Here is a 12,577-nt window from a genome sequence, read left to right as displayed (position 1 = left end):
TTGAAGTAATTCAATAAACTTTGTTAGGTGAGGCTCCTGTATAGAGAAACGCTGCTGCCCAAAAATGTCGAGAGACGCCAATGGGTCAACAGGAACGGTCGGATTAAGGCCCTTCTTAATGTAGCTGGTTATAAAAACCTATGCTATACAGTGCTAAAACTCAACGAGGGAGTGGTATACGATTTGATAGAAAGGCACCTCTGTGATTTCGGCAGAGCTGTCTTAATAATCATTTATTTGTATTGTGAAAAAACCTTTACTCCTTTTTGAGTAAAGGTTTTTCTGTTTAATGTTATTTATTTTTATCTTGTCTATATTCAAAAAGGAGGTAATTCTAACTAATGAATTGATTGCAATGTAACTATTATTGCTCTAATAAAAAATTTAAGACAGATAAAATAAAACAAAACCACTCATGAAACTCTAGAGTCTCCCTTAGCAATATGAGGAGGAGTTAACATGAAGAAATTATTAAAGGAATTACTTATAACCAAAAATAACTTGGATGCAGAGAAAGTTTTACGTCTTCCGTCGTATGATATTGCGCAAGAAGTAAAACAGTTTTCAATTGAAGATCAAGTCATATTACTAAATACGATTCCTGTATTAAAAAGCTCTAAAGTTCTTCAATATATGAGTGCAGAAGAAAAATATAATATCTTAATTCACTTATCTGAAAATAAAGCTAAAAAGTTACTGAATTTACAACCGATTGATGAATTAGTAGATTTACTTCTAGCGGTTCATCCGGAAGAACAGGCTAAATTAATGGCGTATCTAGATAAAATTACAAAACATAACGTAAAAAAATTAATGACTTTCAAACCTGAAACGGCAGGAAGTCTTGTTACAAGTGATTTTGTTGCAGTTAGAGGAAATTGGTCAGTAAAAATGACATTGAAGTACATTAGGGAACATTCTGAAAATGTAGAATCAATATCTTATAGTTATGTTCTTGATAGTCATGGTTATCTTGAGGGAATCGTTTCCATACATGAGTTATTACTAGCAGCAGATGAAGAGATATTATCTACTATCATGATGCCAGAGGTAATTTCAGTACACGCTGAAGTTGACCAGCAAGAAGTTGTAAAAAAGCTACTGAATTATAATTTAGCAGCAATACCTGTCACAACAGCAAATAATAAAATGATTGGTATTATAACATTTGATGACGTAATGAATGTTATGGAAGCAGAAGCTACAGAAGATATTCAAAAGTTAGGCGGAAGTGAACCATTGAATCAATCTTACTTTGAAGCTAGTATTTGGAGCATTTTCCTAAAACGTCTACCATGGTTATTACTTCTTTTTGTTGCTGAGGCATATACAGGTACAGTATTAAAGTATTTTGAAGACGAAATTGAAACTGTAGTTGCCCTTGCTTTCTTTGTTCCATTATTAGTAGGTACTGGAGGGAATACAGGAACACAGGTTGTAGCAACAATTACTCGTGCAATTGGTATTGGAGAGTTAAAATTTAAAGACATTTTCCGTGTAATGAAAAAAGAATTTGCAATTGGTATGCTTCTTGGACTTGCACTTGGGATAGCTGGGCTCATTCGTGCTTATATGTTAGGAGTTGGAGCAGAAGTTGCGCAAGTTGTAGCAATTACTTTATTATTTATTGTTATTTGGGCTTCTCTTGTAGCAGCTGTTTTACCTTTAATTCTAAGAAAATTAAAACTAGATCCTGCAGTTGTTTCAGGTCCATTTATTACAACATTTGTTGACGGAACAGGATTAATAATTTACTTCATGGTTGCAAAAACGTTATTAAATTTATAAATATACACTAAAAAAACGAAATCCGGAATAAGTGTGTTGCCTTAATTGCTAAAACATAGTGGGGAATTCAGGCATGAGGAAATCAAACACTTTTGTCTTTAGATAAATAATATTTTAATGGATTTATTGAATGTAATGAATGCTGGAGGATAAAACTATGAAACATCTAAGAAAAATCTTCAAACGAATTTTGCTTCTATTTTCTATTTTAATGATTATTGGCGTAGGAATACTATTTGGTACTAGCTATGGCCGAGAGCTTCGTATAACAATCGCTGGGAGTATATTAACTTCTCAGCATCCACAATATGCGAAATATACATTCCTATCCCAAAAGGAACTAGATAAACTGCAAGATAGAATTAATCATCCAAAATGGTCAAACAGTGATGAGCATATTTATAAAAAAATAGTAGGAAAAAGATTAGAAGAATTAAAAAATCAGCCATTAGAAATTGATGTAGAAACAATTAAAAGTAATAAAGATAGTCGCTTTCTTTTCGAAGGAAAGTTAGTAACAATTAGTAATCCTTTCAATGTTAAACTTGTTAGCCATCAAGGAACACAGGGTGCTAACAGGGGAGAAAAAATTAGTGTAATGGCAAAACGTAATCATGCACTTGTTGCTGTGAATGCAAGTGGATTTGCTGACGAAACAGGAAGGGGTGGAGGAAATGTTGCTACTGGAATTGTGATAGAAAATGGGAAAGCTATTGATACAAATATGGATAGAAATGCCCCTACAATTATTACGGGATTAACAAAGTTTGGTCAAATGATAACAGGAAATTATTCTACCCAACAACTGTTGGATAAACAAGTCGTTTCCGCAGCTGGATTTATGCCACAGTTAATTGTAAATGGAGAAAAAATGATTACAGAAGGAGACGGCGGTTGGGGGTCGGCTCCAAGAAGTATTATGGCCCAAAAAGAAGATGGTACAATTATGTTTCTAGTTATTGACGGTAGACAGACACATAGTATAGGAGCTACGTTGAAAGAGTGTCAAGATATTCTATATGAAAAAGGAGCTATAAATGCAATGGCAATGGATGGAGGTTCTTCTGCTACGCTATATTTAGGAGGAAAGGTTATAAATTCACCGTCTACATTATCCCATGAAGATCGTTATTTACCGAACGCTTGGGTGGTAACAGCAAACCAAAAACAAAAAATAAAGATGACAATTGATGGGAGAAAAATAGATACCAAAACATCAGATGAATTTGATGCGAACATTTCAACGAATTTATGAATTATTAAAAATAGAACAAATACATGATTTTTATCTCGTTAGTTGGAAAATTAAAATTATTTTTTAAAATTAGAAATTATTATTTCATATTCATGATTTGCACAATATCAAACGAGAGTGATGAGGATTCCAAATTTACGGAATTCTTATCACTCTTTTTTAGTTTTTTGTAAATATGGAACAATATCCTTACTTTCACTGTCTATTAAGCGTTAAAACATTTTTTATTAAATAAATTAAGAAAGGAATCATCATTTTTAACTAAGGGAGAAGATTGAATTGAAAAAATTATGGATGCTGCTTTTCGTTTGTTTCGCGGTTATGTTGGTAGGATGTAATAAAAACGAACCGCCAAAACAAGCATTTGAAGAATATATCAATTTATGGAATGATAGAAAATTTACAAATATGTATGATCATTTATCAGATCATGCAAAAAAATCAATTTCTAAAAAAGAATTCACAGAAAAATATCAAAAAATCTATGAGGGGATTGGAGCTAAGAATTTAAAAGTTAAAATGAAAGGAGAGAATACGAAAGATAAAGAGCTTTTTCTTTTTGAAGTTAAGATGGATACCGATGTAGGATCAGTTTCATTCATCCATGAAGCAAAACTTGTGAAAGATAAAGAGTCTTGGAAAATAGATTGGACGCCAGACTTCATTTTTCCAGGAATGAAAAAAGATTACAAAGTACGTATGCAAATAGAGCAAGGAAAACGCGGAGAAATATATGATCGAAATGGAAAAGGGCTTGCAACGAATGGTAAAGCGACTGAGGTTGGAATTATTCCAGAGAAACTAGGCGAAACAGCAGCGCAAACGAAAGAAATAGTAGCACAATTACTTGATATGTCTATAGAAGAGGTCGAACAAAAGCTCACAGCAAAATGGATAAAACCAGACTCCTTTGTACCAATTGGTATTTTAAAAGAGGGAACCAGACAGAATGATTATATTGAATTAGAAGGAGTTTCATCTCACCCAGTAAATATTCGTACGTATCCATTAGGTGAAGCAGCGGCACACTTAACTGGATACATAGGAAAGGTGAATGCGGAGGAGTTAAAATCACTTCAAAAACAAGGTTATCAAGCAGATGATTTAGTAGGTAAGACCGGTTTAGAGAAAGTGTTAGAAAATAAATTGCGTGGTGAAAAGGGTGGACGCGTATTTATAGAAGATGAGAAGGGGAAAGAGATTAAAAACGTAGCAAAAAAAGAAGCAAAAGAAGGAGAAAATGTTACGTTAACAATTGATGCTGCAATTCAAGAAAAAATCTTTAATGAGATGAAAACTGAAGCAGGGTCTAGTGCAGCGGTCAATCCTAAAACAGGTGAAACAATCGCACTTGTAAGTAGCCCTGCTTATAATCCAAATATAATAGTTAGAGGAGCATCGAAAGCCCAACGAGAAGCATGGAGTAACGACTCGAAACTACCAATGACGAATCGCTTTACACAAGCATTTGTACCAGGTTCCGTATTTAAAACGATCACAGGTGCAATTGGTTTGGAAACAAACACAATAAATCCGAAGGAAGAATTTAAAATTCAAGGATCGAAGTGGACAAAAGATTCGTCTTGGGGAAATTACTATGTAACGCGTGTAAAGGATGCAAGTCCAATTGATTTTGATAAGGCAATGAAGTACTCTGATAATATTTATTTTGCTCAACAAGCTTTGAAAATGGGAAAAGATCAGTATGTAAATGAATTTAAAAAGTACGGATTTCATGAAAAATTACCAATCGAATACGAACTTCCTATTTCAATCATTGCAAAAGATGGGATAAAAAACGATATTCAACTAGCAGACACGGGCTATGGACAAGGACAAGTACTAATGACACCACTTCATTTAGCATTAACATATGCACCGATTGTGAATGAAGGGAATATTCCGTCGCCACATCTTTTAAAAGAAGCAAAAGTAGCAGGGAATTGGAAAGAAAATGTGGTTTCTAAAAAGAATCAAGAGATATTAAAGAGCGCATTAATTAAAGTCATTAATGACCCTGATGGCGCAGGAAGAATTGCAAAGGTTGATGGTGTAACGCTTGCTGGTAAAACTGGTACAGCAGAACTGAAAGAGTCGAAAGAAGCAGACGGAAAAGAACTGGGATGGTTCGCAGCTTTCGATGCAAATGCGCCAGACATGATTGTTACAATGATGATTGAAGATGTAAAAGGAAGAGGAGGAAGTAACGTTCCAGGTGAAAAAGTAAAACATGTATTTCAGAAATAATACTTAATTATATGGTGAATTTTTTGACTAAATTTATTACAGGTTTGCTTAACTCAAAGATATAAATTGGGGAAAATATAGAACAATTAAATTTCAAAAAAGCATTCTCGATTAGAAAGAATGCTTTTTTGCTGTGATTCTAGAAAAGTTGACATTGTTAATGGCAAATAGAAGGAGATAGCAAATTGAAATGGACAAGTGGAGTGTTACGTTAAATTCAAAAAACAGATTTTCATGAGTAGAATTTTATCATTGTATGCTTTACTTGTTTTTTAGTAGTATTATTCTGCTTGAAAAAGATAAACAATGGAACAAATGAAACTTGTATCTTGTCTATATATTGAAACCATAATAAAAGTGAGGGCAGTTTTTATGTTTATTCAAATAAGTTTGAGGTGTGGAAATGGAACAGACGTTTATTGAAAAGTGTAATCATGATGAGCTGGACTATGTTATAAAAGACTATTGGCAAGATGTATGGAATTATTCATTTATTATTACGAAAGATCCACACTTATCAGATGATATCACGCAAGATGTATTTATAAAGGTGTTTAAAAATTGGAATTCATTTCGAAAGGAGTCATCTATTAAAACGTGGATATTAAAAATCACAAGAAATACGGCAATAAACTATTTGAAATCCTCTTATTTTAAAAGGATATCTTTAATAGGATTTTTTAGTGACGATAAGCAATCCCTGTCAGCAGAACAAGAATTTTTTAAGCAAGAAGAAATGAATGATGTGTGGAAGGTTGTATTAGAACTACCTAAAAAGCACCGTGAAATAATTATATTGGACGCAAAATATGAATTATCTTATGAAGAAATGGCTGAAACATTAGGAGTATCCATTGGAACTGTAAAATCGAGATTAAGTAGAGCGAGAAGTAAGGTTTCAAAATTAATAGGGGAGGGTAGTAGTGATGAACAATAAACAAAATCCTGACTGGTATAGAAAAATAAAAAAAGGGCCAATGGAGAATCGTAAAGATGAAGAAGAATTTATTTCTAAAATAAAGCAGTCTATATATGAAAATAATGAAGTGGATTTTGTAAAACATAAAAGACCATTTCGTAAAAAAGCATTACCTATTGTAGTTGTTTTGGTTTGTACAATGTTATTTTTCATTGTTCAACAACCTTGGCTTGATGATAATAAATCGCCGGTACAAAGTAGTACTCAAATTAAGCCTAAAACAAAAGATGAGTCTGCTCAAGATCCATCATTAAAACAATTTATGAATGAACTATATCAAAGTACGAACTCAAAAAATGAAAATAACTTGTACAAAGCGTTAAATGATGAAGTTCTATTTAAAGGAAAGAGTTATAGGAAGGATGAACTGAAGTTTGATGAAGATATCTTTCATGAGTTGCAAGTCGCCCTTACAATGGGAGGAGAGTTTGCAAAAGATACAAAGCAAGTATATAAAGTACCAAGTGGATTGACAGAAAGTAACCAACCAAACCAAGCGCATTTTATATATGCAACTGTTACTGGAAATAAAACGAAAATTTTAGCTGAACCAAAGAGAGAATCACAAGTTTTATATGAAATATCTAATGAAATGGTAAAAGCTTGGATTCCAGAAAAAGTGCAAAATGATGGATATATAAAAATTTCGACAATTAACGGTAATACTGGATATGTACAGAAAGAGTACGTTTTAACTGATATTAAATATTCATTTATGTTCGAAAAGAATAATGAAGGAACATGGAAAATAATAAATATAGATTCTATATGGTAAAAGAGGAAGGTTCACTTTAATGAACCTTCCTCTTTGTTTTTATTTTCGTTTTGAAGAGTATTCCAGTACTCTAAAATTTCTGATGTAACGAGAGCGGCAATGTTTTTTTCTGAATTACTACCAGGGATAACGACAGAAACGGCAATTTGTGGATCTTCCGTAGGAGCATACGCAATGAAAAGAGAGTGATTTATCATTCTTGCTTGCTCATTCGGAAAACCTGTAATACCTGTTTTACCTGCGACGTCAAAGGGCAACTTTTTAATTTCCTCTATATTTTGACTCATCCCACCTTGCACGACACTCCAAAAGTTCATCGGGTAACGATTTGAACTTTCTAAAATGGGTTTAAACTTTTTGGTTTCCTTACCATCTTGACCAATAATCGCACTTACGATTTGAGGTTTATATTTGTCGCCTTTACTTGCCAAAGTTGCTGCATATTGAGCGAGTTGAAGAGGGGTATGCACTTCATTTCCTCCCCAAGAGGCGTTTAATAAAGCGGAGATTCCATTTTCAAACTTATTAGATGGATGGAATTCATATTGTCCGTCTTCTTCAAAGGGTAAATCAATCCCGGTTTTAGAACGTAGGCCGAATTGCATTAAATAATCTGTCCATATATGTGCCACTTTTTCTATATTCCCATTGTTTTGGTTGAATAGGGGCAGAGCTACTTTTGCTGTCATAAATGTGTTAGATGAATTAATGATAGCCTGCCTCGGTGTAATCTCCCCTGTTGGTGTTCCAGGCGCATTCGTAATGTTATTTTGATTATCATACTGAAAAGTACCTTTATCTAAATAAGTATCTTCGGGTTGGAAAAGCTTTTCGTTTAATCCAATTAAAATAGTGAGTGGTTTTATAGTAGAAGCCATATTTACATAAGATTCACCATACTTTAATTTTTGAATTGCTTTATTTTGCGAAAGAGAGTTAATGTTTTCTTTTCTAGAAGATACACGTGTATTTAATATATTTGGATCAAAAACTGCCGTGTTGGCCATAGTTAAAATTGCGCCAGTTTTTGCATCGCTTACTACAGCATAACCAGCTTTAGCATCAGGTATTTTCTTAATTTGAGATCTTAATGCTTCTTCTGCTTTTTGCTGCAACTCAGAGTCTAAAGCTAGCCGTACATCTTTACCTATTTGTACTTTTTGAATGTCCCATAAGAACTTTTTATTATTCAATTTAAAAATAAGAGTTTTACCTGGTTTTCCTTTTAAATCATTTTCATATTGCAGCTCAATCCCGCTTTTTCCAACAGCCATATGCTTTGAATTAAGGTCATTTTCTACATACCCAATTACTTGTGAACCAATTTCGTGTTTAGGATAATATCGAATCCATTCATCTTTAATTATTACATTATTGGGTTTGTTTTTGTTTATGAATGCAAGTTCATTCTCAGTTATATGAGAGTATAACGGTATATCATTCATAGTCTGCTTTTTACAAGATTGTTGTAATTGAGATTTTATGTTCTCTGTAGAAATATCATGTTGAAACTCGCTTGAAAATTGATTAAAAAAAGCTAATGTGTTTGATGTATCTTGTTTCGATAGCTTTTCATCATTAGAAGTGCAATATAGAGACTTAACTTTCTTATTTGTAGCTAGTATTACACCATTTTGATCAAAAATCTTTCCTCTTTCAGCTGAAGAAGTTGCGATAGTAATTGAAATGAAGTTGATTTTTAATAAAATTAGTAAAATCAAACCTACAATAGAAAGAACCGCAAAAAATCTCCATCTTTTTGTATGTAACATATAACCCTCCCTTATGTAGCCTATTTCATCTTATATTTAATTATTTTTTTTGTAAATGTGGAACAACTTTATTGTTTAGGTTGTCTATTAAGTATTAAAGCATGAAGAAAGGAATAATTAGCATGAAAATTTACTAGCAAGTCTATATGTAAGTTTAATAAGAGTCATTATACAGTTTAGCACTTCTAATGCAAGCGGCAAAAAAATAGAGAGAAAACAAGAAGGGAGAGTTATTAATGCCGTAGCTAAACGAAAAAGAATGGATGCTTACAAGGATTAAGCAAAAAATTGAGGCGATATTTATAACCGATTAGCGGTATCTAATATATAAGAAATGCTTTTAGTATTTGTAGCAATTTCTGAAAGGATTAAATGGAGGATTTATGAAAGAACAAAAAGGCAAGAAGCAGAAGACATATATATCTATTCGATTAAATATAATGTTCCTTTGCATATTTGTACTATTCTCAGCTATTATTATGCAGCTAGGAAAGGTACAAATCGTTGAGGGAGAGGCTTATAAGAACCAAGTGGAAAGTAGTCAAAATGCAATAACTAGTATTCCAGTTCCACGTGGACAAATTTTAGATCGAGAAGGGAAAACAGTTGTTAATAATAAATCTCTTCGCACAATTACGTATACAAGGGTGAAGGGAATTACGAGTGAAGATATTTTAAAAACAGCAAAAGACTTGGCGAAAGTACTTGAAATGCCTGAACAAGATATAAATAAATTAACAGATATCGATAAAAAAGATTTTTGGATGCAGTTGAATTCGAAACGTGCGGAGACAAAGATTACTAAGAAAGATATAGAAAAGTTTAAAGAAAAGGGTATAGAGGGAAAAGAGTTAGATAAAAAAATAGAAGACTTAAGACGAGGTCGGGTTACAGAGGTAGAATTAGCAGAATTAACAGCACAAGATTTAAAGGTGTTAGCTATTAAAAGTAAAATGAGTTCAGGTTATCAACTAACACCACAAATCATTAAAAAAGATGTAACAGATGAAGAGTATGCGCGGATAAGCGAAAATCTTGCGAATTTTCCAGGAGTAGATGCAACTGTTGATTGGGAACGTAATTATGTAAACGGTAATTTATTTCGTTCTGTATTAGGAAATATTACGAGTAGTGAAGAAGGATTACCGAAAGAAAATTTAGATTCTTATTTAGTACGTGGATATAACCGTAATGATCGTGTTGGAAAAAGTTATATTGAACAACGATATGAAGATGTATTACACGGCACAAAAGAAGAAGTAAAAAATATTACTGATAAATCAGGAAACATTGTTAGCACAGAAATAATCTCTAAAGGAAAAAGTGGTAATAGTTTAACATTAACGATTGATATGGAATTACAAAAGAAAGTGGAAGAAAGTATAGAAAAAAACTTGAGAGCTTTTAAGAGTTCAGAGCCACTGCTCGATCGAGCTTTTGTTGTCATGACGAATCCAAATAACGGACAAATTTTATCAATGGCAGGCAAAAAGATTGTAGAAAAAGAAGGGAAAGTAGAGGTTGAGGATTTGGCATTAGGAAACATGACAACTTCGTATGAGCTAGGGTCAGCTGTAAAAGGTGCTACTTTATTAACTGGATATGAGACAGGGGCAATACATCCAGGAGATCAATTTTATGACGCGCCGATGAAATTTAAAGGTACACAAGCTAAGAAATCGTGGAATGTATCCGGATTTGGTAATATTAATGATTTACGGGCTTTACAAGTATCTTCGAATGTATACATGTTCCAGACAGCTTTAAAAATTGCGGGGGTCAATTACGTACCAAATGGCTCATTGGATATTAAACAAGGAGCATTTGATACGATGCGCTATTATTTCAAGCAATTTGGTTTAGGTGTCCCAACAGGTATTGATTTACCGAATGAAATAATTGGACAAACGAGAAAAGTAGATAGTCAACCTGGGTTTTTACTAGATTTTTCTATCGGTCAGTATGATACGTATACGCCGTTGCAATTAGCGCAATATATTTCAACGATTGCGAATGGTGGTTATAGAATGCAACCTCAAATTGTACAAGAAATACGAGAACAATCAATAAAAGAAGAGGTTGGCAAAGTTATACGTTCCATAGAGCCTGTCGTATTAAATCGAATTGATATGAAGAAAGAACATATTGATCGGATAAAAGAAGGGTTTAGATGGGTATTCCAAGAAGGTGATGGAACTGGCGTGAAATATTTCAAAAACGCGCCATATAAACCAGCAGGAAAGACAGGAACAGCCCAAACTGTATATGGTGGAGATGACCCGATTGGTAGAAATGCAAAAGGAGAACGCATGGAATGTTACAACTTAACGTTAGTTGGATATGCTCCATATGATAATCCAGAAGTAGCATTTTCCGTAGTAGTTCCATGGCTTCATGATGATAAAAATGGAATTAATTCTATAATTGGAAAGGAAGTATTAGATGTATACTTTGATTTGAAACAGCAACGTATACATGGTGAAGCTACTAGTACAGGTAGTTCTAAGCAAAATTAGAGTACTTTTCTCAGGGAAGAGACCCTGTTCATATAAAGCCATTTATAAGTAAAAAAATGAAATATGAAATAAGAGATAGAGGCGTCGTAGCTACTATCTCTTATTTTGTTAATAACTCTCATACTAGCTATAATTTTTTTAGTTTGTGGAACAAATTTGGTTCGGTGATTGTCTATTATGTGTACGTATAAAAAGGTGCTAAAAATTTGGAAGGAATGATGATTTTGAAAAATAAGAGGATGCTAAAAATAGGAATATGCGTTGGTATATTAGGTTTAAGTATTACAAGCCTAGAAGCTTTTACAGGAGGGGCACTGCAAGTTGAAGCGAAAGAAAAGACTGGACAAGTGAAACATAAAAATCAGGCGACGCATAAAGAGTTCTCACAACTTGAGAAAAAATTTGATGCTCGAGTAGGTGTATATGCGATTGATACTGGTACAAATCAAACAATCTCTTATCGATCTAACGAAAGATTTGCCTTCGCATCAACCTACAAGGCTTTAGCAGCAGGAGTATTACTACAGCAAAACTCAATTGATACATTAAATGAAGTAATCACATTTACGAAAGAAGACTTAGTGGATTATTCACCTGTTACAGAGAAACATGTAGATACTGGAATGAAACTAGGAGAAATTGCTGAGGCAGCTGTTCGTTCAAGCGATAATACTGCAGGGAACATTTTATTTAATAAAATAGGAGGACCGAAAGGATATGAAAAAGCGCTTAGGCATATGGGGGATCGGATTACTATGTCTGATCGCTTTGAAACAGAATTAAACGAAGCTATTCCAGGAGACATTCGTGACACTAGTACAGTGAAAGCTATTGCTACGAATCTTAAAGCTTTTACGGTCGGAAATGCACTTCCAGCTGAAAAACGTAAAATTCTTACAGAGTGGATGAAAGGAAATGCTACAGGGGACAAACTTATTCGTGCAGGCGTACCAACTGACTGGGTAGTTGGAGATAAATCAGGTGCTGGTAGTTACGGGACAAGAAATGATATTGCTATCGTTTGGCCTCCAAATAGAGCACCAATTATCATCGCAATTTTATCTAGTAAAGATGAGAAAGAGGCAACCTATGATAATCAACTCATTGCAGAGGCAACTAAAGTTATAGTTAAGGCTCTTAAATAGTATTTTAGTTTTCGCATTTTTAACATGAAAGTATTAAAAGTATAAAGTTAGAAAACGACTCTTTTCTTGTGATAAGAGTCGTTTTTGTATTCTTATTATT

General features: G+C 33.4%; 8 protein-coding genes and 1 riboswitch. Of the genes, 7 read left to right on the top strand and 1 reads right to left on the bottom strand.

Annotation, left to right across the window (positions count from 1 at the left end; all coding sequences use genetic code 11):
- The first annotated feature begins 12 nt into the window (after positions 1–12).
- Positions 13–178: riboswitch (M-box (ykoK) riboswitch) on the top strand.
- A 281-nt stretch (positions 179–459) separates the two neighbouring features.
- The 5 genes from mgtE (at position 460) to ACQGSG_RS21660 (ending at position 7,044) form a co-directional block, all read left to right on the top strand.
- A complete protein-coding gene (mgtE, locus tag ACQGSG_RS21680) occupies positions 460–1,788 on the top strand; it encodes a magnesium transporter (RefSeq protein WP_000734820.1) in 1,329 nt (442 codons plus the stop codon).
- 157 nt (positions 1,789–1,945) lie between these two features.
- Complete coding sequence (locus ACQGSG_RS21675) at positions 1,946–3,043, top strand: phosphodiester glycosidase family protein (RefSeq protein WP_000681825.1); 1,098 nt, start codon at positions 1,946–1,948, stop codon at positions 3,041–3,043.
- Positions 3,044–3,322: 279 nt separating this feature from the next.
- Positions 3,323–5,290, top strand: a complete 1,968-nt coding sequence (locus ACQGSG_RS21670) for a penicillin-binding transpeptidase domain-containing protein (protein ID WP_098348731.1) — start codon at positions 3,323–3,325, stop codon at positions 5,288–5,290.
- A 403-nt stretch (positions 5,291–5,693) separates the two neighbouring features.
- Entirely contained in the window at positions 5,694–6,227 is a 534-nt protein-coding gene (locus ACQGSG_RS21665; RefSeq protein WP_000438327.1) for an RNA polymerase sigma factor, read from the top strand.
- The gene (locus tag ACQGSG_RS21660) at positions 6,217–7,044 is read left to right on the top strand and encodes an SH3 domain-containing protein (RefSeq protein WP_001060763.1); all 828 of its coding nucleotides are present in this window, start codon (positions 6,217–6,219) and stop codon (positions 7,042–7,044) included. Before ACQGSG_RS21665 ends, ACQGSG_RS21660 begins: the two co-directional genes overlap by 11 nt.
- A gap of 11 nt (positions 7,045–7,055) precedes the next feature.
- On the opposite strand, the gene ACQGSG_RS21655 is transcribed toward ACQGSG_RS21660, so the two are convergent.
- On the bottom strand, positions 7,056–8,816 hold the full coding sequence (locus ACQGSG_RS21655) for a peptidoglycan D,D-transpeptidase FtsI family protein (protein WP_139894467.1): 1,761 nt from the start codon (positions 8,814–8,816) through the stop codon (positions 7,056–7,058).
- A gap of 383 nt (positions 8,817–9,199) precedes the next feature.
- Between ACQGSG_RS21655 and ACQGSG_RS21650 the strand changes: the two genes are divergently transcribed.
- Both ACQGSG_RS21650 and bla read left to right on the top strand, forming a co-directional pair.
- Complete coding sequence (locus ACQGSG_RS21650) at positions 9,200–11,332, top strand: penicillin-binding protein 2 (RefSeq protein ID WP_325842885.1); 2,133 nt, start codon at positions 9,200–9,202, stop codon at positions 11,330–11,332.
- 218 nt (positions 11,333–11,550) lie between these two features.
- Positions 11,551–12,477: a class A beta-lactamase Bla1 gene (gene bla, locus ACQGSG_RS21645; RefSeq protein ID WP_325842899.1), complete on the top strand. Its 927-nt coding sequence runs from the start codon at positions 11,551–11,553 to the stop codon at positions 12,475–12,477.
- Positions 12,478–12,577 lie beyond the last annotated feature (100 nt).

The sequence above is a fragment of the Bacillus sp. GMa5/1 genome (genome assembly GCF_050172015.1).
GTDB lineage: Bacteria > Bacillota > Bacilli > Bacillales > Bacillaceae_G > Bacillus_A > Bacillus_A cereus.
Note: the sequence above shows the minus strand (reverse complement) of the source record. Positions and strands in the feature narration are given on the sequence as shown.

Coding starts and splice junctions, on each gene's coding strand:
- mgtE (WP_000734820.1), top strand. CDS start 460: ATGAAGAAATTATTAAAGGAATTACTTATAACCAAAAATAACTTGGAT.
- ACQGSG_RS21675 (WP_000681825.1), top strand. CDS start 1,946: ATGAAACATCTAAGAAAAATCTTCAAACGAATTTTGCTTCTATTTTCT.
- ACQGSG_RS21665 (WP_000438327.1), top strand. CDS start 5,694: ATGGAACAGACGTTTATTGAAAAGTGTAATCATGATGAGCTGGACTAT.
- ACQGSG_RS21660 (WP_001060763.1), top strand. CDS start 6,217: ATGAACAATAAACAAAATCCTGACTGGTATAGAAAAATAAAAAAAGGG.
- ACQGSG_RS21655 (WP_139894467.1), bottom strand. CDS start 8,816: ATGTTACATACAAAAAGATGGAGATTTTTTGCGGTTCTTTCTATTGTA.
- ACQGSG_RS21650 (WP_325842885.1), top strand. CDS start 9,200: ATGAAAGAACAAAAAGGCAAGAAGCAGAAGACATATATATCTATTCGA.
- bla (WP_325842899.1), top strand. CDS start 11,551: ATGATTTTGAAAAATAAGAGGATGCTAAAAATAGGAATATGCGTTGGT.